General features: G+C 64.9%; 21 protein-coding genes and 2 pseudogenes. 16 read left to right on the forward strand and 7 right to left on the reverse strand.

All coding sequences use genetic code 11. The annotated features are described in order from the left end of the window. The first annotated feature begins 29 nt into the window (after positions 1-29). Entirely contained in the window at positions 30-545 is a 516-nt protein-coding gene (locus ADT71_RS11130) for a nitroreductase/quinone reductase family protein (protein ID WP_054436842.1), read from the forward strand. 37 nt (positions 546-582) lie between these two features. Further along, positions 583-1,749 (forward strand): MaoC family dehydratase N-terminal domain-containing protein, encoded by a 1,167-nt coding sequence (locus tag ADT71_RS11135; protein WP_054436844.1) that lies wholly within the window; start codon positions 583-585, stop codon positions 1,747-1,749. 47 nt (positions 1,750-1,796) lie between these two features. Here the strand turns inward: ADT71_RS11135 and ADT71_RS11140 are convergent, their stop codons facing one another. Beyond that, a complete protein-coding gene (locus ADT71_RS11140; RefSeq protein ID WP_054436885.1) occupies positions 1,797-2,666 on the reverse strand; it encodes a PhzF family phenazine biosynthesis protein in 870 nt (289 codons plus the stop codon). A gap of 175 nt (positions 2,667-2,841) precedes the next feature. Here ADT71_RS11140 and ADT71_RS11145 point away from each other — a divergent pair, with 175 nt between their 5' ends. Next, a complete protein-coding gene (locus tag ADT71_RS11145; protein WP_054436846.1) occupies positions 2,842-3,213 on the forward strand; it encodes a glycine zipper 2TM domain-containing protein in 372 nt (123 codons plus the stop codon). A gap of 94 nt (positions 3,214-3,307) precedes the next feature. On the opposite strand, the gene ADT71_RS11150 is transcribed toward ADT71_RS11145, so the two are convergent. After that, a complete protein-coding gene (locus ADT71_RS11150; RefSeq protein ID WP_054436848.1) occupies positions 3,308-4,096 on the reverse strand; it encodes a GGDEF domain-containing protein in 789 nt (262 codons plus the stop codon). A 232-nt stretch (positions 4,097-4,328) separates the two neighbouring features. On the opposite strand from ADT71_RS11150, the pseudogene ADT71_RS33530 reads away from it, so the two are divergent. The 3 genes and pseudogenes from ADT71_RS33530 to ADT71_RS11160 all read left to right on the forward strand — a co-directional run. Then, a pseudogene (locus ADT71_RS33530) lies at positions 4,329-4,771 on the forward strand (protoglobin domain-containing protein); the annotation flags it as partial. A 465-nt stretch (positions 4,772-5,236) separates the two neighbouring features. Beyond that, on the forward strand, positions 5,237-5,827 hold the full coding sequence (locus ADT71_RS35635; RefSeq protein WP_369818232.1) for a methyl-accepting chemotaxis protein: 591 nt from the start codon (positions 5,237-5,239) through the stop codon (positions 5,825-5,827). Positions 5,828-5,899: 72 nt separating this feature from the next. Beyond that, positions 5,900-6,589 carry a hypothetical protein gene (locus tag ADT71_RS11160; RefSeq protein WP_231635807.1) on the forward strand — a complete coding sequence of 230 codons (690 nt, stop codon included), beginning with the start codon at positions 5,900-5,902 and terminating at the stop codon, positions 6,587-6,589. A gap of 4 nt (positions 6,590-6,593) precedes the next feature. Here ADT71_RS11160 and map read toward each other — a convergent pair whose 3' ends face one another. Together map and ADT71_RS11170 are read right to left on the reverse strand one after the other, a co-directional pair. Then, positions 6,594-7,367 carry a type I methionyl aminopeptidase gene (gene map, locus ADT71_RS11165; RefSeq protein WP_054436850.1) on the reverse strand — a complete coding sequence of 258 codons (774 nt, stop codon included), beginning with the start codon at positions 7,365-7,367 and terminating at the stop codon, positions 6,594-6,596. Further along, a complete protein-coding gene (locus ADT71_RS11170; RefSeq protein WP_054436852.1) occupies positions 7,364-7,600 on the reverse strand; it encodes a ParD-like family protein in 237 nt (78 codons plus the stop codon). The genes map and ADT71_RS11170 overlap by 4 nt, the downstream gene beginning before the upstream one ends. A 245-nt stretch (positions 7,601-7,845) precedes the next feature. Between ADT71_RS11170 and ADT71_RS11175 the strand changes: the two genes are divergently transcribed. Next, complete coding sequence (locus ADT71_RS11175) at positions 7,846-8,178, forward strand: glycine zipper 2TM domain-containing protein (protein ID WP_054436853.1); 333 nt, start codon at positions 7,846-7,848, stop codon at positions 8,176-8,178. A 113-nt stretch (positions 8,179-8,291) separates the two neighbouring features. Further along, entirely contained in the window at positions 8,292-9,077 is a 786-nt protein-coding gene (locus ADT71_RS11180; RefSeq protein ID WP_132469626.1) for a sulfotransferase family 2 domain-containing protein, read from the forward strand. On the opposite strand, the gene ADT71_RS11185 is transcribed toward ADT71_RS11180, so the two are convergent. Next, on the reverse strand, positions 9,063-9,578 hold the full coding sequence (locus tag ADT71_RS11185) for a nuclear transport factor 2 family protein (protein WP_054436854.1): 516 nt from the start codon (positions 9,576-9,578) through the stop codon (positions 9,063-9,065). The two genes, ADT71_RS11180 and ADT71_RS11185, sit on opposite strands and share 15 nt — an antisense overlap. 252 nt (positions 9,579-9,830) lie before the next feature. Here ADT71_RS11185 and ADT71_RS11190 point away from each other — a divergent pair, with 252 nt between their 5' ends. The 6 genes from ADT71_RS11190 (at position 9,831) to ADT71_RS11220 (ending at position 17,882) form a co-directional block, all read left to right on the forward strand. After that, entirely contained in the window at positions 9,831-10,586 is a 756-nt protein-coding gene (locus tag ADT71_RS11190) for an SDR family oxidoreductase (protein WP_054436855.1), read from the forward strand. Between the two features lie 99 nt (positions 10,587-10,685). Then, on the forward strand, positions 10,686-11,933 hold the full coding sequence (locus tag ADT71_RS11195) for a cyclopropane-fatty-acyl-phospholipid synthase family protein (protein WP_054436857.1): 1,248 nt from the start codon (positions 10,686-10,688) through the stop codon (positions 11,931-11,933). Between the two features lie 89 nt (positions 11,934-12,022). Further along, positions 12,023-13,243 carry an argininosuccinate synthase gene (locus ADT71_RS11200; RefSeq protein WP_054436859.1) on the forward strand — a complete coding sequence of 407 codons (1,221 nt, stop codon included), beginning with the start codon at positions 12,023-12,025 and terminating at the stop codon, positions 13,241-13,243. 128 nt (positions 13,244-13,371) lie between these two features. Next, a complete protein-coding gene (locus tag ADT71_RS11205; protein ID WP_231635808.1) occupies positions 13,372-13,911 on the forward strand; it encodes a septal ring lytic transglycosylase RlpA family protein in 540 nt (179 codons plus the stop codon). A 146-nt stretch (positions 13,912-14,057) separates the two neighbouring features. After that, the gene (locus ADT71_RS11210) at positions 14,058-14,537 is read left to right on the forward strand and encodes a hypothetical protein (protein WP_054436864.1); all 480 of its coding nucleotides are present in this window, start codon (positions 14,058-14,060) and stop codon (positions 14,535-14,537) included. A gap of 993 nt (positions 14,538-15,530) precedes the next feature. Then, entirely contained in the window at positions 15,531-17,882 is a 2,352-nt protein-coding gene (locus ADT71_RS11220) for an arylsulfatase (RefSeq protein ID WP_054436869.1), read from the forward strand. Between the two features lie 270 nt (positions 17,883-18,152). On the opposite strand, the pseudogene uvrA reads toward ADT71_RS11220, so the two are convergent. Continuing rightward, positions 18,153-21,052: pseudogene (uvrA, locus tag ADT71_RS11225) on the reverse strand (excinuclease ABC subunit UvrA). 489 nt (positions 21,053-21,541) lie between these two features. Here uvrA and ADT71_RS11230 point away from each other — a divergent pair. After that, on the forward strand, positions 21,542-21,943 hold the full coding sequence (locus ADT71_RS11230; protein WP_054436871.1) for a UrcA family protein: 402 nt from the start codon (positions 21,542-21,544) through the stop codon (positions 21,941-21,943). A gap of 201 nt (positions 21,944-22,144) precedes the next feature. After that, on the forward strand, positions 22,145-22,540 hold the full coding sequence (locus ADT71_RS11235) for a hypothetical protein (protein WP_054436887.1): 396 nt from the start codon (positions 22,145-22,147) through the stop codon (positions 22,538-22,540). 49 nt (positions 22,541-22,589) lie between these two features. On the opposite strand, the gene ADT71_RS30270 is transcribed toward ADT71_RS11235, so the two are convergent. Beyond that, complete coding sequence (locus tag ADT71_RS30270) at positions 22,590-23,615, reverse strand: N-acetylmuramidase domain-containing protein (protein ID WP_082370295.1); 1,026 nt, start codon at positions 23,613-23,615, stop codon at positions 22,590-22,592. Between the last annotated feature and the right edge of the window lie 171 nt (positions 23,616-23,786).

A 23,786-nucleotide genomic window follows, 5' to 3' on the forward strand; every position in this document is an offset into this window, starting at 1 on the left:
TCCCGCCGAAATCAGGAGAGGAACGCGTCATGAGCGACGAATCGGCAGCGGCGATCAGCGCCGTGCGGCGCGACTGGGTTACCGAACACCGCGACATGTATCTGGGCTCCGGCGGCGCGCAGGGGCACATCATGGACATCACCCCCGTCGGCGGCCGGGCCTTCGCCACGCATTGTCTGGTCAAGTACGCCGGCCGCAAGAGCGGGAAGGTCTTCATCACCCCCCTGTGTTATGCGGATATCGGCGGCGAAGTGGTGATCTGCGGCTCCAAGGGTGGAGCGGACACGCATCCGCAATGGTATCTCAACCTCGTTGCCCGCCCCGAAGTCGAATTCCAGATCGCCACGCAGGCCTTCCGGGGCACATGGCGCGAACCCGAAGGCGCCGAGCGCGAGAAGGTCTGGGACTTCTTCGTGGACTGCCACCCCTTCTACGCCGCCTACCAGACCTCGACCGAACGGGTCCTGCCGCTGGTGCTGATGAAGGCGGAAACCGAAATCCCCGTGTTCCGGCCCGAAGAGGCCACCGGCATCCGCACCGCCTGACCGTTTTCGCACCGCATTTTCAGGACATCCATTCGCCATGAGCACCACCACGATCGACTTTTCGGATATCGACCAGTACCTCGGCAAGACCATGGACTTTTCGCCCATGCGCGAACCTGTCGCCAACAACGACATCCGGCGCTGGGTCCATGCCATGCATTACGCCAACCTGCTGCACTTCGATCCGGCCACTTTCGAGGCCAGCCGCTGGGGCCGCCTGGTCGCGCCGCAGAGCTTCGCCATCGCCACGGACGACGGCCACGGCGCCGCACCGGCCTGCGTGGGCTGCATCCCGAACTCGCACCTGCTGTTCGGCGGTGACGAATGGTGGTTCCACGGCCCCCGCATCGAGGCCGGAGACGTGGTGACGAACACCCGCATCCCCTTCGACTACAAGGTCAAGGAAACCGGGTTCGGCCCCACCTGCTTCCAGCGCGGGGACAACAACTATTCGAACCAGAAAGGCGAGCAGATCGCCACGCAGCGCTCCACCGCGATCCGCTACCTCGCCCATGCCGGCGGCGATTCCGTGAAGGCCGACGAATTCGAAGAGCCGGAATGGACCGACGAGGCGATCGCCGCACTCGAAGACCGCAAGTTCGCCTGGGTGAAGATGCTTCACGACCTTTGCCACAAGGAGCGCTGGTGGGATGACGTGGCGGTGGGAGACCAGCTTCCCGAACGCGTCTTCGGCCCGCACTCGATCGCCAGCTTCGCGACCGAGTGGCGCGCCTATATCGTCAACACCTGGGGAACGATGAACCTGCGCAAGAACGATCTCGAAGCGCTGGGCTTCACGCGCGAGATGGCCGGGTACGAGAATGACCCGGACATGATGCTGGTCAACCCCTCTCTCACCGACGGCGCCTATTACGGCCCCTCGCGCGGACACCTGTTCCCGAAATACGCCCGCCGCATCGGCATGCCGCGCGGCTACGGCTATGGTGCCTCAATGGGTTCGTGGGTCACGGATTTCCTCGCTGGATGGGCGGGCGAGCATGGCATGGTCGTCCATTCCATCGCCAATTATCGCGGCCCGGCGCTCACCGGCGACGTGACGATCCAGACCGCCGAAGTGACCGAGAAGTCAGTCGACGCGGAAGGCCGCCATCTCGTCCACGTCAAGCACCTCATGACCAACCAGAACGGCAAGACCATGTGCACCGGCACGGCGGAGATCGCACTGCCGAAGAAGGCGGGCTGACGACGGTATCGTGAAACTCTCCCGGCGCACTCCGGGACGAGATTTCCTCAGAACGGCCCCGGCAGTGCCCCGCCTTCCGAAACCGTGGTAGCCTTGCCTGCAATCCAGACCGCGCCATCCGCATCCCGGCGGCAATGGACCAGCCCGTCCGCGCCGACCTTCCGCCCTTGCGCCGCGACATAGGGCCCTTGCGCCTGCCCGCTGGCGAAGAGGTACTGCGCGACCGCCGCATTGAGGCTGCCGGTCACCGGGTCCTCGCAAAGGCGCCCGCTCGCATCGGCGAAGAAGGCCCGCAGCTCCCACTGGGCCGCGCTGCCAGCCGCGCTGCCAGCCGCACTGGTCGTCGTTATGGGGCCAAGCAGCGCGACATCGGTATGCAGCGGCGCGCGTGCCGCCGGCTCGGCCGCCAGCACCGCTTCGGCCGACGTAAGGTGGAGAACCTTCCACCCCGGCCCGTTGGCGGCATGGACCCCGGCAAGGACATCGCCTTCGTCAACACCGCAAAGCCTGATCGTCTCGGCGAGATCCTCCGCGTCCAACGCCCCCGACCGCACCAGGGCCGGCGCGCGGAAGGCTAGCATTTCCCTTTCCTGCCGCACTTCGACGAGGCCGATGCCGCACTCCTGCACGATCGTTCCCGCTGTCCGGGGCACGCCGCCTGCCGCCAGCCAGGCATGGGCGCTTCCAAGCGTCGGGTGCCCCGCGAAAGGCAGTTCGCCCGCCGGATAGAAGATCCTCACCCGGTAATCCGCGGCCGGATCGGTGGGCGGCAGCAGGAAGGTCGTTTCCGAATAGCCGAGCCAGCGGGTGATCCGCTGCATCGTTTCGCTGTCGAGATCCTCCCCGCCGCGCACGACTGCCAGCGGATTCCCGCTGAGCGGCGCCGAGCCGAACACATCCACCAGATCGAGTTGCATTTTTTCGAGTAGCCTTTCGTATCCCGACATTCGGGCATAGCCTCGTTTCATCGCAGGACAGCCTCGCCCTGTCTTTGGCCCTTCGCGATTTTTTCTGCGGTTCATTCAAGGTTGAGGAGCAAGATCGCAGGCGGACCGTTACAGCAACAAGATCCATTCCAGGAAGGAAACTTCGATGAAAAAGACCCTGCTGGCGCTCACCATGGCCGCGCTCGTGCTGCCGATGGCCGCCCCCGTGGCCGCCGCGCCGCACCACGATCGCCGCGGCCATGACCGTTACGATCGCCGCGATTACGATTCGCGCGGCCGTTACAAGGAGCCGCGCCGCATGTCCCGCAACGATCACGCATGGCGCGGCCGTGACGGCCGCTACTACTGCAAGCGCGACAACGGTACGACCGGCCTCATCATCGGCGCGGGCGCGGGCGCACTGGCCGGCCACGAGATCGCCGGCAGCGGCGACCAGACCCTTGGCACGATCCTCGGCGGTGTCGCCGGTGGCCTGCTCGGCCGCGAGATCGACAAGGGCGACGTGAAGTGCCGTTGATCGGTTGATTCCGGGCCTCTGGACCGAAACGAAAAAGCGCGTCGTCCCCGTGGACGGCGCGTTTTTTGTCAGGTCGTAAACGTCAGGGTTGCCGTCAGAGGTGACCCGAGACGAGCCGGAGATAATGCTCCGGAGAAGGTTCCGCTGCGGAAACCGTGCGGTTGCGGCCTTGTCGCTTGGCTTCGTACAGCGCCTCGTCCGCGCGGCGCATGGCTTCCGCCAGCGATAGTCCGTGCGTTGCCGAGACGCCGAGGCTGAGCGTGGGCACGACCTTGCCGCCAGAGAACGTCGAAACCGCGAGATCGGCAACCGTGCCGCGCAGGCGCTCGGCGGCGGCATGGGCTTCACGGCCGCTGCGGGCATGGAGGAACAGGCCGAACTCCTCGCCGCCCAGCCTTCCGCACAAGTCCCCCGCGCGCAGATTGGCCTGGATCGCATCGCCGATGGCCACCAGCACCCGGTCACCCACGCTATGGCCGAAACCGTCGTTGATCTGCTTGAAATGATCGACATCGGCCACGATCAACCAACCCGCACGCTCCTCCATCGCCTCGCGGGTCATCTCGATGAAGACGTCGCGATTGGTGAGCCCGGTCATCCCATCCACCCGGGCCATACGCTCCAGCCGCTTGAAGGCCTGCGCCAGTTCCCCGTGCAGCGCCGCGATCCGCACCTGCTGTCGCATCAGCACGAGGCAGACCGGTGCCGACACGGCAAGTGCGATCACCACGCCCAGCACCAGCAGCCCGCCTGCGTTCCCGCTCGCCGCACGGTCAGCCATGGCCAGCCCCGGCACGACGTGCGCCAGTTGCAACAGCAGCACGGTGGTCAGCACCGATAATCCGGTGCCGGCAGCGACATTGCGCAAGCCGTGACTCTTCATGCGGATGGAACCCTACCCCGTTGATACCCTCGCGTGCATGTAATGCATGATAGTTAATTATTTGTCATTTCAGGCCGTCGCGAACTAACCGCGCCATGCAGCAGCCTAGGGTCACCCCCTAAACGGTGCGGAAAACCATCTTAGTCTATCGGCTCTAAAAGCCCTTCCCATGCTCCCGGCTCCTCGGTGCCGGGAAGGCACCGTCATGCAACGCAGGGGAAGAAGACAGCACATGAGCGCTACCTCGCACAGCACGGGTCACGGCAGCGGCCAGGCCGCCAGAGCCAATATCGCGCCGCTCGACGAAGCCAACTACCGGACCTTCCCGCGCATTCTCGCAGCGATCCGCAAGCATGCTCCGGTGGCGCTCAAAAGCCTGTACCGGCGGATCGAATCGTCCCCCGCGCTCAGCCAGCTCCTGCCCGATGCCGAAATCCGCCGCCGCGCCTCCGATGCGCAATACGAGCACTGGATCAAGATGTTCTCCGGCCGTTTGACAGCGACGCCGCCAAGCGCAGCGAGAAGATCGGCAACATCCATGCCCGCGTAGGGCTGACGCCGGACTATTACATCACCAGCTATGCGCTGGTGCTGGAGGACATGATCGAGGCGATGATGGCGAGGCGCTTCATCTCGCCATTGAACAGCCGCGCCACGGGCAAGATGATCGGCACGCTGGTCAAGGCCGCGCTCCACGACATGCAGATCGCACTCGGCGCCTATTTCGACGCCGAAGCCGAAGCCCGCAACCGCGTGCTGGATTCCATGAGCGACGCCTTGTCAGAAATGGCCACCGGCAACCTCCAGGCCCAGCTTGGAGACCTTCCCGAAGCTTACGAGAAGCTGGGAGAGGACTTCCACAACATGCGCCACCACGTGGGTTCGCTGGTGGTGGAGATCACCGATTCCGCCGACAGCGTGAAAGTCAGCGCGCAGGAAATCAGCGCCGCCGCCAATGACCTCGCCTTCCGCACCGAGAGCCAGGCCGCGACGATCGCCCGCATTTCAGAAGGCGTGCGCGAAGTCACCGGCGCCATCGGCACGACCGCCAGCAGCGCCAAGAGCGTCGATTCCAGCGTTTCCGAAGTGGCCGGCCATGCCCGGCGCGGCGGCGAGGTGATGGAATCGGCAGTCGTCGCCATGGACAAGATCAAGAATTCCTCCACGGAGATCGCCCAGATCATCGACGTGATCGAAGCCATTGCCTTCCAGACCAACCTGCTGGCGCTTAACGCCGGGGTAGAGGCGGCGCGGGCCGGGGAAGCGGGCAAGGGCTTCGCGGTCGTCGCCACCGAAGTGCGCGCGCTGGCCCATCGCACCACCGAATCGGCGAACAACATCAAGAACCTGATCACCAAGTCGACCCAGGACGTTCACCAGGGCGTGGATCTCGTGGCGCAAACCCGTTCGGCGCTGGACGAGATCATCGCCCGTCTTGCCGAAACCACGCATATGGCGGACGAAATCTCGCGCTATTCCACCACCCAGGCCCAGACCATGCGCGAGCTTTCCACCGAGATCCAGCAGCTCGACACCAATACCCAGCAGAACGCCGCCATGGTGGAGGAATCCAACGCCGCCGCCCGCGCGCTTACCGAACAGGCCCATGCCATGGCGACGACGGTGGGCAAGTTCCGCTTCGAGCGGGGCACGGACCAGCGCCCGGTCGAAGCCGAGCGCCCGCGCCGCGGCGGCAAGCCGATGGCGGTGCGCAAGGCCGTGGGGTTCTAGGTCCGAATAAGTGCTTCCCACCGGGTGATTCCTCGGTCATCGTGCCGCGCATCCGTCCTGTCAGGAGTGCGCGTGTACCGTCCGACGTTGATCGCCGTGAGTGCCATGACCGGTCTGTCCGCGCTTGCGGCCCCGGCTGCCGTGATGGCCGATACGCCGCGCGAACTGCTGACCGCCGCCGCCTTCCAGGCACCGGACAAGGCCAGGGCGCTCGCCCTGATCGGGCAGGCCATCACCGCGTCCGACAAGATACTGGCCGCGCGGCCCGGCGATCATGAGGCCACTCTCCAGCGCGGCGTCGCCATCGGTTACCGCGCGAAGCTGACCCGGAGCCGGTCGGACGCGCGAACCTCGCTCGGCATCTTCGAGCGTCTCGCCGCACAGAACCCGCGCGACGCCGAAGCCCAGATGGTCATCGCCGGCTGGCACCTCGACGCGATCGACCAGTTGGGCGGCCTGGTGGCCCGCACCGCGCTCGGCGCGAAGACGCAGGCCGGCGAGACGGCTCTCTCCCGCGCCGTCGCCCTTGGCGGAGACCGCGCCTTCTATCCCGGGCTGGCGGCGCTGATGCAGATCCGCAAGGACCACGGCCAGGTTGCGCAGGCCCGCCGCTGGGCCGAGGACGCTGCCACCGCGCCGACCCCCACCCCGCTCGACACGCTGATGAAACGCGCCGCCCTCGCCATCCTGCCGGCCTTGCGCAAGGGCATGGCAAGTCGGCCGCCGCAACCGCGCGCAAGCTGCTGCCGTTCGGGAAGCTGACGGATTAGAACTTCGGGGCAGATCGCTCTTCCGGGCGCAGCGTCAGCACCCGGACACCGTCGCGCGTTACCGCAACGGTATGTTCGAACTGGGCGGAGAGTTTCCCGTCGACGGTGACGACGGTCCATCCATCGTCTTCCGTCCGCACCATCCGGCGCCCCTGGTTGAGCATCGGTTCGATGGTGAAGACCATGCCCTCCCGCAAGGTCAGGCCGGTGCCGGGTTTGCCGAAATGGAGGACCTCCGGTTTTTCATGCATTTCCCGCCCGATACCGTGCCCGCAATAGTCGCGCACGATCGAGTAGCCGGCGCGCTTGGCATGTTTCTCGATGGCATGGCCGATATCGCCGAGCCGGGCGCCGGGGCGGACCGCACGGATGCCCTTCCACATGGCCTCGTAGGTCGTCTCCACCAGCCGCCGGGCGACGGGCGAAACCTCGCCGACGAAGTAGGTCTTGCTGGAATCGGCGATGTAGCCGTTCTTCTCCAGCGTGATGTCGAAGTTCACGATATCGCCGTTTGAAAGCACATCCTGCGTCGAGGGAACGCCGTGGCAGACGACCTCGTTTCGCGAGCAGTTCAGCACGAAGCCGTAGCCGTACTGCCCCTTGCTGGCGGGGCGTGCGTGCAGTTCATCGACGATGAAGCGCTCGACAAGGTCGTTGATCTGCATCGTCGTCTGTCCGGCCAGCGCCAGCCCGTCGAGATACGTGAAGACGCTGGCGAGCAGGCGGCCGGATTCGGCCATGATCTCGACTTCGTCGGAAGACTTTATCATGGAACGCGCTCGCCGCTGCGCGCCGCATCGCCCGGCGCGAGATCCCCCGGATCGACGCCCGCTTCCCGCAGTTCGCGGATGACGATCTGCTGGAACGTGAGCTGCGGATTGAGTTCGCAAAGCATTCCGATCCTGATCCAGAAGGCAGCCTGCGCATTGATCGAGCGATAGGACGCCTTGCTCGCCTTGCGGAGCTGCTCGTGCAGCTCATCCTCGATGTTGACGATACCCATCAAACCGTTCCGAATATACGAATCATATATGATCCATATGCAGGCTGTGCACTTTCGGCAAGGCGTCATCGCACCCATGGCGGCAGAAGCTGGATGGAGGGTTGCGACGGCGCCGTTCGTCGCCGCCCTCGGCCACTTCGCCGTGTATCGTCAAATTGACGCCAATGTTCATCCCTCGTTTTGCCGCGCAATGGAAAGGCCGGGGTCGGTCGTAACAAGACATTAAACCGAGAAGGAATTTTCCGATGCGCAAAGCCATCGTGGCGGCGACCATGGCCGCCCTTACCATCCCCGCGACTTTCGCCGTCACCGAAGTTGCCGAAGCGCGCAACCACGGCCACCGCTATCACCGCACCGACAACGGTATCCGTTACTGGCGCGGAAATGACGGCCGTTACCGCTGCAAGAAGTCCAACGGCACCACCGGCCTGCTGATCGGCGGCGTTGCCGGCGCGCTCGCCGGCCGCGCGATCGACACCCGCGGCGATCGTGCCACCGGCACCATCCTCGGCGCTGCCGGCGGCGCCCTGCTGGGCCGCGAGATCGACCGCAACAACTCGCGTCCGCGCTGCCGCTGATCGCTCAGGACAACCGACGGCGCGCCGCCGCTCCCGACGGCGCGCCGCACGGTTGCCACGACTGAAATATTTCGAAATCACCGGGCGACACGATCGCCCTAGGCCATGCTCCCATGGCACCCGAGTTAGAACCGACTACCGGTACCACCGGCGTCAACCGCATCCTCGCCTCCGCTTTCGGCGTGAAGCTCGTCAGCGACATTCCCGAGCGGCTTTCCCGCCATGGACTGCGCCCCTGGCTGGACGGAAAACGCCGCCGCCGACTGGACCGCATCCGCGACAGCCGCCTGCTGTTCATCCATGTCCCCAAGAACGCCGGAACCTCGATCTGCGACCGGCTCTATGGCGCTCAGATGAAGCACTGCTCGGCAATCTACTACGCCAGGTGCGCGCCGGACGTTCTGGCCCTGCCCAGTTTCGCGATCATCCGCGATCCGGTGGACCGCTTTCTCTCGGCCTTCCGCTACGCCCGCTCCGGCGGAACCCGGCACCGGACGATTTCGGCTCCCTTCCGGAAGCACTACGGCGCATTTCACACGATCGACGACGCCATCGACCATCTGGCCGAAGCACGTTCCCCTTTCGACATCGACCATGTGTTCCGCCCGCAAAGCTGGTACGTGCTCGATGCCCGCGGACGCCCGGCATTGGATCGCCTCATCCCCTATGAACAGATCGGCGATATCGGGCGCAGGCTCGGCCGCGAGGAACTTGCCAGCCTGCCGGAATTCAACCGCAGCCGCGAATGCCGCGAACGTCCGACCGCGTGCCAGCTGGACTTCCTCCACAGCTTCTACGAGGCCGACTTCGCGCTGCGGCACCAGGCGCTGACCGGCATTCCGGCAACCGTGCGGGCGACCGGCCCGATCGGCGCCCCGGTCCCCTCATTTGCCGGGTGAAGGCATCGCGCCGCGTTCCTCCTCCGTCATCGTGCGGTGCCCATAGCTGAGCACGTTGGTGATGCGCCAGCCGTCCGCCCGGTGGGCCCAGACCATCACGAACCGGGCGATCCCTTCGCACTGTCCGGAAGCCAGTTCGCAGAAGCGATGCTCGCCCTCCTCGATCGCGCCATAGTCCTTGATCGGATAGATGCGCAGCGTGGCGGGCAACAGTTCCCGGCGAACCTTGCCGCAGATGTACTTGCGGGTATTGGCGACCACCGTATCGCGATCGAACGTGGCGCCGCCGGTATCGTGGAAGAAGGCCACGCCGGGATCGAAGTAGCCCGCGAAAGCATCCAGATCGCAGCGATTGTAGGCATCGAACACTTTCGCATCGAGCGCGGCGACCTCGCTGGTCAGGGGATCGGCCTGAACCGCGGGGGCGGCCGAAGGCGGCACTGCAGGTGCGGAAGACAGCGCGGCGGCGGTGAGCAGGGCGACGAACGACATGGACGCCATCGTATGCCTTCCTCCGCGCCTGTCCAGACGCAGGCAAAGCCGGCCATGCGGCAATTTCCAAACAGTCTCTTTCCTACAGCTTCAGTCTGTGCTCCTATGCCGCCCGATGAACGTTCGCCTGCCCCCTTCGCCGCGTCACCTCCAATACCGGACCGGAACGACCGCCAGGGCGCGGACCGGCTTTTTCCCTGGCCCCGGATTTCTCTCTGAACAGTGTAAACCGTGTCAACCTGCAGGCACGGCGATGCCGCGATGAGCGATCGGCCTGCCATGCTGGTAACGGGCGGCGCCAAGCGGATCGGCGCCGCCATCGCCCGCTCGTTCGGCGCGGCGGGATGGCATGTCGTCATCCATTACGGACATTCTCGGGACCAGGCGGAGGCGCTGGCGCAGGAACTGCCGTCCTCGGAAATCGTGGGCTGCGAATTGAACGACTGGGACGCCGGCCCCGCCATGGTCGAGGAACTCGCCGCGCGCCTGCCGGACTGGCGCGTGCTGGTGAACTGCGCGGGCATGTTCGACCTCGATACGGCCGCCATGCTCGATCCGCCCACTTTCGAGAAAGCGATGCGGGTCAATGCCGGTACCCCGGCCCGGCTCGCGCAGGCCTTCCTCGCCCATGCCCGCGCACGCACCGGACGCCGGGTGATCCACGTCACCGACCAGAAGCTGCTCAATCCGAACCCGGACTTCTTCTCCTACACGATGAGCAAGCACGCGCTGGCGGCCACGATCCCCATGCTGTCGATCGCACGTATGGCAGAGGATGACCGCATCTACGGCCTCGCGCCCGGCGCGATCCTCGCCAGCCACGACCAGACCGAGGAGGAAGCCGAAATCTCGCACCGGCTGAACCTCCTCCATCGCAAGACCACCCCGGAAGACGTGGCTTCGGCCGCGCTCTTCCTCTCGCAAGGATGGCTGGAAAGCGGCGAAACCCTTTACGTCGATTCCGGCCAGCACCTCCTCGCCCAGCCGCGTGACGTGTTGTTCCTCGCACGCCAGTGAAAACTCCAGGAAGGCAGTAGACGATACCTCGCCTTCGCTTGCGCAGTTCGCAAGCGAAACCCTCTTGCACCGGGCCAAAGCGCCCTTCACAAATGGTTGATGGCAATGGGAATTCTCGATCGTTTCCTCCAGAGAGGCGTCCGCCAGGGCGTTCTGGAGGTTGTCCGCCCCGATGGCAGCGTGAAACGGTTCGGCACGCCTGCCGCCGGCTTTCCCGAAGTCCGTATCCGCTTCACCGATGCCAAGGGCGAACGCCGCATCCTCACCGATCCGCGCCTTGGCGCGGCGGAGGCCTTCATGGACGGGCAACTCGTCATCGAGCAGGGCGACATCATGGAGATGGTCGAACTGATCCGGTCCAACGCCAAGTGGGACAAGGGCGGCGAACTCCATGAACATACCGCCTTCAAGAAGCTGAAAGGCAAGGTCGTCACGCTGGTAGACGGCATCAACAAGGCGGCCAGCGCCAAGAAAAACATCGCGCACCATTACGATATCGGCAACGAACTCTATAACCTGTTCCTCGATATCGAGCACATGCAGTACTCCTGCGCCTACTGGCCGGAACCCGGCATCACGCTGGAACAGGCGCAGACCGCCAAGCTCGCGCATATCGCCGCCAAGCTCGCGCTCGAACCGGGCCAGCGCGTGCTCGACATCGGCTGCGGCTGGGGCGGAATGGCGATCTACCTTGCGAAGAACGCCGGCGTGTCGGTGCTGGGCATCACCCTCAGCGAGGAACAGCTCGCCCTCGCCCGCGAGCGCGCCGAGCAGGCGGGCGTTACCGACAAGGTCACCTTCGAACTCGTCGACTACCGCGACCTTGCCGCGCGCGGCGCCAAGTTCGACCGCATCGTCTCGGTCGGCATGTTCGAACATGTCGGGCAGGCTCAGTTCAGCCAGTTCTTCAGGGCCGTCGGCAACCTGCTGACGGACGACGGCGTCATGCTGCTCCACACGATCGGCCGCATGGGCGGCCCCGGTTCAACCGACGCCTTCACCCGCAAGTACATTTTCCCCGGCGGCTACATCCCAGCCCTCAGCGAAACGGTTGCAGCCAGCGAGAAATTCCGCCTGATCGCAACGGATGTCGAAAACCTGCGCCTTCACTACGCGCTGACCTTGCGGGAATGGTACAAGCGCTGCGTCGCCAACAAGGAAGCCATCGTCAGCCTCATGGACGAACGCTTCTACCGGATGTGGACTTTCTATCTCGCCGGCGCCACCGCGGCCTTCGAAAGCGGCGGCATGTGCAACTATCAGATCCAGTACACCCGCAGCCGCCTCGCCCTTCCGCTCACCCGTGACTATATGCCCGAGGCCGAAGCGGCACTGCTGGGCGCATAGCCCCGCACCTTTCCTTCATTGCGCAGCGGGGCGCGTGCTGATAGGCGCGCCCCCGAATCTCAATGCCCTTTCCTGCGGAGCCTGCGCCCATGTCCGACAGCATCAAGAAGGTCGTCCTCGCCTACTCCGGCGGCCTCGACACCAGCGTCATCCTCAAGTGGCTTCAGGTCACGTACAACTGCGAAGTCGTGACCTTCACGGCCGACCTCGGCCAGGGTGAGGAACTCGAACTCGCGCGCGCCAAGGCCAAGCTGATGGGCCTGCCGGACGAGAACATCTATATCGACGACCTGCGCGAGGAATTCGTGCGCGACTTCGTCTTCCCGATGATGCGCGCCAATGCCCGCTACGAAGGCGACTATCTCCTCGGCACGTCGATCGCCCGCCCGCTGATCTCCAAGCGCCTGATCGAGATCGCGCATGAAACCGGCGCCGACGCCGTCGCGCATGGCGCCACCGGCAAGGGCAACGACCAGGTCCGCTTCGAACTCTCGGCCTATGCCCTCGATCCGAATATCAAGGTCATCGCGCCCTGGCGCGAATGGGACCTGACCAGCCGCACCGCGCTCATCGCCTGGGCAGAGCAGCACCAGATCCCCGTCCCCAAGGACAAGCGCGGCGAAAGCCCGTTCTCGACCGACGCCAACCTCCTCCACACCTCGTCCGAAGGCAAGGTTCTGGAAGATCCGTGGGAAGAAACCCCGGACTACGTCTACTCGCGCACCGTCAACCCGGAAGACGCGCCGGACGCACCGGAATACATCACCGTCGACTTCGAGAAGGGTGACGGCGTCGCGCTCAACGGCGTGGCGATGAGCCCCGCCTCGCTACTCACCGCGCTCAACGAACTGGGTCGCAAGCACGGCATCGGCCGCCTCGATCTGGTTGAGAACCGCTTCGTCGGCATGAAGTCGCGCGGCATGTACGAGACGCCGGGCGGCGAGATCTACGCCCGCGCCCATCGCGGCATCGAACAGATCACGCTCGACCGCGGCGCCGCGCACCTCAAGGACGAGCTCATGCCGAAGTATGCCGAGCTGATCTACAACGGCTTCTGGTTCGCGCCGGAGCGCGAGATGCTGCAGGCCGCGATCGATCACTCGCAGGCGCGCGTGAACGGCACCGTCCGCCTGAAGCTCTACAAGGGCAATGCCTCGGTCGTCGGCCGCAAGTCGGCGGACTCGCTCTACTCCGAACGCCACGTCACGTTCGAGGATGATGCAGGCGCCTACGACCAGAAGGACGCGGCCGGCTTCATCAAGCTGAACGCCCTGCGACTCCGCCTGCTCGCCCAGCGCGACGCGAAGTAACAGGCAGCGGATTCGGCCCTCCGAATCCTTTCAACGTCTTAACGACATCCGGCGCCCGTTGCCAAAGTGCGACGGGCCGCTTTTGCATGGGTCCACAGCGCGACGAACTGCCTGTAGGACTCCTCGCCATGACGGGGAAGCACAACCAACCGCATAAAGCCCGCCGGATTGCCCGGATCGGCTTTGCTCTAGCCACCGCTGCCATGCTGGTAGCGCCGGCCTCCTCGGCGATCGCCGAGTCGAAGATGGCGCCCGCAAAGGCCGCTGCCGAGGCACCCGCACCTGCCGCGATCGTCGCCGCACCCGCATCCACCACGCCCGTCGCCGCCCTGCCGCAATCGCTTGAGCAGGACTTCGAAACCATCAAGGGCGGCACCGCCAGCTTCTATGGCCACTCGCTCCGGGGAGCCCGCACCGCCAGCGGCGAGCGCTTCAACCCGGATGACCTCACGGCCGCCCATCCCTCGCTGCCCTTCGGCACGAAGCTGCGCGTCACCAACGCGCTCACTGGCGATTCCGTCATGGTCCGCATCAACGACCGCGGCCCGTTCCACTCCAACCGCGTGATCGACCTTTCCGAGGCCGCCGCGAAGGAAATCGGCATCGCCCGCATGGGCTCAGGCAAAGTCGAACTGGCCGTCCTTTCCGACGACGCCAACGACGAGTAATCCGCGAAAATCCCTGAAGCAGGACCAGAAACGGGGTCAGAAACAGGGAAGGCCGACGCGGTAACGGAGGGGGTGGGGGAAGCACCACGCCGACCTTCACCCATCATAACATCGCACCCCGCATCGGGTTCCCGGCGCCGCTCAGGTTGACACGCTTTACACTGTCCCGAGCAGGAAAAGCCGCCCCCGACCGACTTGAACTCCATCGGCGGCACACCCTCCCCGCCCAGCACCGCATCGACCGCACCTTCCGCGCGGCGACGCCAGCCATCCCACTCACCCGCCGCCGCCTCGCGCCAGAGCGCCACGCGCGGATCGGGCTCGTCCTCCGGCCCCGCCTCGCCCGCCGCCACAGCCTGCTCCCACGCCGCATCGGCCTCGTCCTGGAGCATGACGCCCGCCCGGTCGGCATAGACCTCCCGCGACGGCGGCAGGACCGGCTCCGGCCGCCCGGCCCGCACCGGCGCCACCTCGAACAGCTCCGCCGGCGCCTCGCCCGCAACCACCGCCAGCACTTCGTCGAACCGCTCCGCCAGGTCGCCGCCCCGCTCTCCCGAGCCCGCCGCATCCGCCTCCACCAACCGGTCGAGCGCCCCAGATGCGCCAGCAGCAGCCGCGCGTCGTAACGCCGCCGCACCGCCACCTGCTCGCCGTGATAGAACACCGGCTCCTCCACCCCATCGAGCGCCCGCGTCGCCAGCACGTCCTCGACATGCCGCCGCGCCAGCACCAGCGCCGCATCCCACCCCCGCGCGAACACCCGGTCCCGCCGCCGCAACAGATAGGCCGACTGCGCGACATCCCCACCGCCGCAGCCGCCGCCCGCACATCCCCCCTCCCGGAGAGCCGGTCGAGAAAACGCACCTTCCGCGCAGGAGACCACCCCTGCTCCTCCCGCCGAGGGAGAGGAAGACCATCACCGCTCACAGCGAGCCCCAAGCTTGTCGAAGCGCGGAAGGAAGGATCGTGACCGGCCACGGGCGAGACATCCGGAGCCAGGGAAGAAGAAAGCGAAGTGCGAGGGCCATCGCCCTCGCGCTCCCCGCCCCTTTCCGCCGCGCCCCGCCGCCCCGGAGCACCCTCCCCCAGAGCTTCGTCCGGCCAGGCGTCGCAAGCCGAAGCGCCACCTTCTTCGTCGTCCCGGCGAAAGCCGGGATCGCCCTCAGCCGAGCGCCCACCCCGCCCGCGCGGAAAGGACTCCCCCGGCAACCCGATATCCCGAGAAGCCGGAATCCACCCTCGCCCGGCAGCGGTGGGATACGAAGAGTTTGAATGGTCGGACATGGTTCACCCCCAAGACTGGAGCCAAAGCCCCGGCGCAGCCGCGCCGGGGTGAACCGGATCATTTATCGCATGTGGGGAGGTGTAGGAAAGTTGAGCATCAAAGACTACGAAGGGCCGACTCCTGCCCGACTAGTTACGGATTGAAACGTCAGATAGCTGCCATTGCAAAGGTGGGGTAAGCGCATCGGTTTGAGCCGTTGCGCGAGCCAATTTGTCACTGCTGGTGCGCTGCCGCTCTCAGGTCTTTCAGCTCGCGCCGCTGGGGACAACCCCGATACCAGCAAGGGTCAATCACGTCATAATGCGGCTTCCTTCGCAAGGATTGGAGCAGCCCCATGCCCGAGATCGATCGCAGCCGCCTTCCGCTTCCCCGGCCGCCGTTCACCGGCAGAGTCGGCAAAACCTACCAAGATTCGGAAAGCCAATGGCCGGAATTGCCCCAGCCGCCCAAGGGTGCGCCCAATGTCGTTCTCATATTGCTGGACGACGTCGGCTTCGGCCAGGCGAGCACGTTCGGCGGGCCGGTGCCGACGCCGGTTCTGGACAAGTTGGCGGGGAGCGGGCTGCGCTACACGCGGTTTCACACTACGGCGATCTGCGGTCCATCGCGCGCGGCGCTGATTACCGGGCGCAATCACCACAATTGCGGCACCGGGTTCCTGTCGGAATGGGCGACCGGCTTCCCCAGCTACAATAATATGATCCCGCAATCGACCTCTACGGTGGGGCGCATTCTGAAAGAAAACGGCTACGCGACCAGCTGGTTCGGCAAGAATCACAATACGCCTGACTGGGAGAGCAGTGTCGCCGGTCCGTTCGACCGCTGGCCCACCGGCATGGGTTTCGACTATTTCTATGGCTTCATTGCCGGGGAAACCCACCAGTACTACCCGGTCCTCTTCGAGAACACCGTCGCCGTGGAGCCCGACAAGTCGCCGGAGGAAGGCTACCATTTTCAGACCGACATGACCGACCGCGCGATCAACTGGATCCGCTATTCGAAGTCGGTCGCGCCCGATAAGCCCTATTTCTGCTACTTCGCGCCGGGCGCCGCCCATGCGCCGCATCATGCTCCGGCCGAGTGGCGAGACAAGTTCAAGGGCCAGTTCGACAAAGGCTGGGAAAAGGTCCGTGAAGAAACCTATCAGCGGCAACTCGCTGCCGGCATCATCCCACCGGACACCGAACTCACGGCGAAGCCGGACTGGGTGCAAAACTGGGACAGCCTGTCGGGCGATGAGAAGAAGCTGTTCGCGCGGTTCATGGAGAACTTTGCTGGCTATCTCTCTTTCGCCGACCACGAGTGTGGCCGCCTGATCGACGCCGTGCACGGACTGCCGGACGCGGACAATACGATCATCATCTATATCGTCGGCGATAACGGCGCGAGTTCGGAAGGCGGCATGACCGGGACCGTCAACGAGGTGATGAACCTCAACGGCATCCCCTCGTCGATCGAGGACAATCTGGCCGCTTATGACGAGATCGGTGGCCCGAATACCGAGCCGCACTATCCGCTGGGCTGGGCCTGGAGCGGCAACGCTCCGTTCCAATGGGTGAAGCAGGTCGCCTCCCACTTCGGCGGATCGCGCAATCCGATGGTGATTTCATGGCCGGACAAGATCAAGGACAAGGGCGGGCTGCGGCCGCAGTTCTGCCATCTGATCGATATTGTGCCGACCCTGCTGGACGCCGCAGGCATTCCCGCGCCGGATTACGTCAACGGCGTCGAACAGAAGCCGATGGACGGCGTTTCCATCCAGTCGACATTCGCAGGCGCCGATGCCCATGCCGTTCGCGAACGCCAGTACTTCGAGGTTTTCTCCAACCGGGCGATCTACGACAAGGGCTGGATCGCCTGCGCGCAGCACACATTCCCGTGGCGGCAGGACTTCGCGCCGGGCCACTGGGAAAACGATGTCTGGGAACTCTACAACATCGACGAGGACTTCAGCGAGGCCAAGAACTTGGCCGCCACGCACCCGGAGAAGGTGGAGGAACTGAAGCGGATCTTCGATGAGGAAGCAGAGAAATACAACGTCTACCCGCTCGACGACCGCGGGTCCGGCCGCCTCGCAGAGCCGAAGCCATCACCGGGCGGCGCGGATCCAAACCGCACCGACTTCACCTATTACGAGGGCGCCGCGCGCCTGCCGGAAACGGCTGCGCCCAATACCAAGAACCGGTCGCACTCGATCAAGGTGGTGGTCGACAACGATTCGGGCAAAGCCGAGGGCGTCCTGCTTGCGGCAGGCGGCGGGTCAGCTGGCTATGCCATCTACATTCTCGATGGCAAGCCGGTGTACCACTACAACTTCTTCGAGAAGGACCGGCTGAACGTCGTGTCGAGCAAGCCGCTTCCCAAGGGCACGTCGACCATCGAAGTCGCCTTCGCTTATGACGGCGGCGGGCTGGGCAAGGGCGGCGAGGCGGTTCTGCTGCTGGATGGTGAGGAAGTAGCCCGGGGCCGCATCGAACAGACGGTCGCGGGCCGGTTCGGGATCGACACCTTCGGAGTTGGGGCGGATAGCGGATCGCCGGTATCGGACGCCTACAAGCCGCCCTTCGCTTTCAAGGGCGGCAAGATCGAGCGGGTGGACATCAAGCTGGCCGCCCGCAATCTCAGCCAGAGCGAGGAAGACGAATTGCACGAACGCTATCTGGCGTTCGCCCAGCATATTGAGTGAGCTTTCCGGGGACGCGCAAAGACACCCATTCCGGCACCGGGCGAACCATGCCGATCGCCCGGTGCACCCGGCCACGGACCGGATCGTCGGCAACATCTGGCGTCCGAGAACGGCAGCTATTAGGGAAATCGACTGGACGGCCCGAGGCGGTAATGGGCGCAAAGCCACCGCCAAACTTGCTGAACTTGATCGGCAAGTCGACTTTCGGACAACTCAAGATGATCTGGAACGACAGCGCCGCGCCAAGCAATCCCCGGCGCGGCGGATCGATCACTTGGCCAGCAGCGGCTTCAGATAGTGCCCGGTGAAGGACTTCTTCACCTTCACGATATCCTCCGGCGTACCTTCGGCGATCACCTCGCCGCCGCGCACGCCGCCTTCGGGGCCCATGTCGATGATCCAGTCGGCGGTCTTGATGACATCGAGGTTGTGTTCGATCACCACCACCGAATTGCCCTGCTCGACAAGGCGGTGGAGCACTTCGAGCAGTTTGCGCACGTCCTCGAAGTGGAGGCCGGTGGTGGGCTCGTCGAGGATGTAGAGCGTCTGCCCGGTGGAGCGACGGGCAAGTTCCTTGGCGAGCTTGACGCGCTGCGCCTCGCCGCCGGACAGCGTGGTCGCCTGCTGGCCGACCTTGACGTAGCCGAGGCCCACCTCGTTCAGCATGTGCATCTTGTCGCGGATCGGCGGCACGGCCTTGAAGAACTCCTCCGCGTCCTCGATCGTCATGTCGAGCACGTCGGCGATGGAGTGGCCCTTGAACTTCACTTCCAGCGTTTCGCGGTTGTAGCGCTTGCCGTGGCATTCCTCGCACGTGACGTAGACGTCGGGCAGGAAGTGCATCTCGATCTTGATCAGGCCGTCGCCCTGGCACGCCTCGCACCGGCCGCCCTTGACGTTGAAGCTGAAGCGCCCGGCCTTGTAGCCGCGTGCTTCCGATTCCGGGAGGCCCGCGAACCAGTCGCGGATCTGGGTGAAGGCCCCGGTGTAGGTGGCGGGGTTGGAGCGCGGGGTGCGGCCGATGGGGGACTGGTCGATCTCGATCACCTTGTCGCAGTGTTCGAGGCCGGTGATCCGGTCATGCGCGCCCGCCACCACGCGCGCCCCGTTGAGCTGGCGCGAGGCGCCGGCCTGCAGGGTGTCGATAGTGAGCGAGCTTTTGCCCGAGCCGGAAACGCCGGTGACGCAGCAGAAGGTGCCGAGCGGGAAGGCCGCCGTCACGTTCTTGAGGTTGTTGGCGCGGGCGTTCTCGACCACGATCTGCTTGCCGTTGCCCTTGCGGCGGGTGGTCGGCACCTCGATCTTGCGGGTGCCGTTGAGGTAGGCGGCGGTGAGGCTGTTCTTAGCTTTCAGCACTTGCTTGAGCGTGCCTTCGGCCACGATCTCGCCGCCATGGACACGGCGCCGGGGCCAAGGTCAACAATGTGGTCGGCCGTGCGGATCGCGTCCTCGTCATGTTCGACGACGATCACGGTGTTGCCAAGGTCGCGCAGGCGCTTGAGCGTTTCCAGCAGCATGTCGTTATCGCGCTGGTGGAGGCCGATCGAGGGTTCGTCGAGCACGTAGAGCACGCCCGACAAGCCCGAGCCGATCTGGCTGGCAAGGCGGATGCGCTGGCTTTCGCCGCCCGACAGCGTGCCGCTGGTGCGGTCAAGGTTGAGGTAATCGAGCCCGACGTTGTTGAGGAAGCCGAGGCGCTCGTTGATTTCCTTGAGGATGGCCTTGGCGATCTGCTGCTGCTGGCTGGTCAGCTTGCCCTCAAGCTCCCCGAACCACGCGAAGCCGTCCGCCACCGAAAGGCGCGCGGCATCGGCAATGTCGCTGCCGGCGATCTTCACCGAAAGCGCCTCGGGCTTCAGGCGCTTGCCATCGCAGGTCTCGCAGGGCTGCGCGGTCTGGAACTTGGACAGTTCCTCGCGCATCCAGGCAGAGTCGGTCTGGATCATGCGGCGGTTGAGGTTGCCGATCACGCCCTCGAACGGCTTGTTGACCGTGTATTCCTTCTTGCCGTCCTTGAACGTCAGCGGCACGGCCTTGCCCGCGGTGCCGTAGAGGATGACGATCTTCACCTCGGGCGAAAGCGCGTCCCACGGCGTGGTGAGGTCGAAACCGAAGTGCTCGGCCAGGCTGGAGAGCACCTGCATGTAATAAGGCGAAGGCGGGTTCGACTTGGCCCAGGGCACCACGGCGCCCTGCTTGAGGCTGAGATGCTCGTTCGGGACCACCAGTTGCGGGTCGAACAGCAGCTTCTCTCCCAACCCGTCGCAGGCCGGGCAGGCACCTTGCGGGGCGTTGAACGAGAACAGGCGCGGCTCGATCTCCTCGATGGTGAAGCCGCTGACCGGGCAGGCGAACTTTTCCGAGAAGACGATGCGGTTCGGCGGCAGGCCGGTGCCCTTGAGGGTCTTCTTCGCGCCCTTCCCCTCTTCCTCACGGCCGGGAACAACGCCGTCGGCAAGGTCGATATAGGCCAGCCCCTCGGCCAGCTTCAGCGCCTGTTCGAAGCTGTCTGCAAGGCGGGTCTGGATGCCGTCCTTCACCGCGATGCGGTCCACCACGACTTCGATGTCGTGCTTGTACTTCTTGTCGAGCGCGGGGGCGTCCTCGATGGCGTAGAGTTCGCCATCGATACGGACGCGGGTGTAGCCCGCCTTCTGCCACTCGGCCAGTTCCTTGCGGTATTCGCCCTTGCGGCCGCGGACCACCGGCGCCAGCAGATAGGCGCGGGTGCCTTCGGGCAGTTCCATCACCCGATCGACCATGTTGGACACGGTCTGCGCCTCGATCGGCAGGCCCGTGGCCGGCGAATAGGGAATGCCCACGCGCGCCCAGAGCAGGCGCATGTAGTCCCAGATCTCCGTCACCGTCGCCACCGTGGAGCGCGGGTTGCGGCTGGTGGTCTTCTGCTCGATCGAGATCGCGGGGCTGAGGCCGTCGATATGCTCGACGTCCGGCTTCTGCATCATCTCCAGGAACTGGCGCGCATAGGCCGAGAGACTCTCGACATAGCGGCGCTGCCCTTCGGCATAGATCGTGTCGAACGCGAGGCTCGATTTGCCCGAGCCCGACAGCCCGGTGATGACGATCAGCTTCTCGCGCGGAAGCTCGATGTCGAAGCCCTTGAGGTTATGCTCGCGCGCACCGCGCACCGTGATGTGGGAGAGACTCATGGAGGTGACGTGTTCCAGATTTGTTCGCAAAGCGCAAGCAGCCGCGCCGCTCTCCGATCGCCTCGCCGAAATGCCAGGCCGCGATGTGGGGACGCCCTGCGCGATTGCAACGCCGGGCGCGGCAGGGCCTGTCATGTCGCCCGTCGATCCGCAAATGCCGTTCGACGACAGAGACCGCGTTATGACTTGAAAGCGACATGGTTCTGCGCAATAGCAGGATCGCCCGATAAAAGTACCGACTCACCTTTTGCGATATGGCAATTTACTCATACAAGTAAATTTACGCGCATATCTTGAACGCCAGGGTGATAATCGCGGGGCCTTTTAAAGTATAGACATATTTATACTTAGGTCGACACCCTCCCCACAGCCTGTGGCTGTTTGGGAACGACTTTCCACATCCATAGAGGTCGCCAGCAGTTCGCTGCCCCGTAGATCCGCGAAGGTCTGCGTGCGGGGGCTGCACTCTCGAGCAACAGGAGAATGCAGATGACCAGGATTCACACGAAAATCGTCAACTCCGCCATGTTCGCCATGGCTTCGTTCGTGCTTGTCACCCCCGTCCTTGCGGACGTGGTGGTCAAGGAAGTCCGCAACTCGAACCTGCCAACCCGCGAGGTCCGCTACGGGGACCTCGATCTCACCACCGCCAGCGGCCAGGATTCGCTGACGCGGCGCCTCACCGTCGCGGTACGCCAGGTGTGCGGCGGCGCGGACATGCGCGACCTGCCGGCATATTCCGACATGATGCGATGCCGCGACGATTCCTCGGAAAGGGCCTTCACACAGCGTGATGCCCTGTTCGCCGAACGGATCGCCGCGCGCGGCCAGCCCGACCGGATCGCGACCAATACCCGCGCGATTTCGATCGTTGCCGTAAGGAGCCATTGAGCCGTCCAGGGATCGGGATTCCGCCGGTCGGAGAAATCCGGCCGGCGGCTTCTTGCCCGCAAATTCGCCCACGCCGCCTAACGGCGCGGCTCACGCCTGAACCGCTCCGTCGCGCCGGGCAACGGCTCGTCGCATAGCCGTTTGCATCCGCCCCATCGCCCCGCCAGAGCGCGGGAAAGCCAGCGAGGGATGGAGATTACGATGAGGGGAGCGCGCGCTCTGATTGCGTTCGGCACACTCGTGCTGGCGGCGGGACCGGCTCTGGCCGACGACCCTCACGACCGGATGAGCGCCGAGGATATCGCCCGCGATCGCGCGATCATTCGCAAGCTCAACAATGACCAGTTGCAGTACGTCCGCAAGCGCGACGCGCAATATGCTGCCGAATGGAAGGATTACGACCGCGCCCGGGGCGGCAACGACTATGCCGACGAGGACGCGAACGGGGACGCGGAGGACGCGCCGCGCGGCGGCAGCTATGCGCGCCAATCCCGCGAATACGACAGGGCCCGCCGCGATTACGAGGCAGACCTTGCCCGCTGGCGCCGCGATGTCGCCGCCTGCCGCGCGGGCGACTATTCCCGCTGCGAGCGCTGAGACAGATCTTTCCTCCAGGCGGCACGGCAAGCTCCCGGACAAGGGCCGTTCACGGCAGCAGCGCCGCCCATGTGGCGGCGCCGACAACGCCGTCCGCCTTGAGTGCTTTCGACTTCTGGAAATCCATCACCGCCTGCGCCGTCATCGAGCCGAAAGCGCCATCGGCGGGGAGCTTCAGCAGCTTCTGCAGGAAGGCGACATCCTCGCCCTTGTCGCCGAAACGCAGCGGCTGGCGTGAAAGCGCGGCATCGACGGAGGGGCTGGCAGCGGCTGACGGCGCAGAGGAAGGCGCCTGAAGCGCAAGCCAGGTCTGCGCACCGACGATCCCGTCCGCATAGAGACCCTTGCCCTTCTGGAACGCCACCACCTTCGCCTTGGTGGCCGGGCCGAAATCGCCGTCCATCGGCAATCCCAGCAATTGCTGGAGATGCAGCACGGGCTGGCCGTTGTCTCCCAGCTTCAGCACCGGCGTGGGATTGGCGGTGCGCGCGCCGCCCGCCATGAAGCTCTCGTAAGCCCGGCGCATCTTGTTGTGATAGTCGTTCGCCGCGTAGTCCGGCCCGTTGTAGCCGCGTGCGAAGCCTGCCCAGTCCAGCCGGATCAGTTCGTCGTCCAGCCGGTTCTTGCGGATGAACCCGACGAAGGCATCAAGCTGCCCCGCTTCTCCATCGACCATCGCCTTCACGAACGCCTCGACGTCGGCATAGCCGGATGAAGCGTAATTGAAGCCCATGATCTGGAACCGGCCCCAGCTTGCCGACTGGAGCGCGGCCTTGCGGTCCAGCGCGATGGCCTGCCTGAGGCGTGGATACTCCCCTGCCCCGCCGACATAGCCGCCGCGCTTGGGCCAGGAGATATCGGAGTGGGCCGCGGTGTAATTGCCCTTCGTCAGTTTGTGGAAGATGTGCCGTTCGAACAGTATCTTGGGCCGTCCATCCGCAAGGAAACCGCCGCCTGCGCTTTCCACTTGCGATACAGCCCGGATGGCGGCAACCGAACAACCGATCTTCTTGGCGGCCGCTTCGTAATCCGCCGCAGACAAGGGCGCGGAATTTCCTTTGAATTCATCAGCCATGACCGTTTCCCCTCAAGTCATCATGAAATAGACTCGCGGCCCTGACATTTTTATTTGACGTATAATTACGCCGCCCCCGGTAGACCCACAATAACCATCAAGACGTAAGTATAACTACGATGATGGAGAATGGCGGCCCGCGCGCGCCGGCAGGCGCCGGGGCTTGCCTCC

The sequence above is a fragment of the Novosphingobium sp. ST904 genome, assembly GCF_001298105.1.
Lineage (GTDB): Bacteria > Pseudomonadota > Alphaproteobacteria > Sphingomonadales > Sphingomonadaceae > Novosphingobium.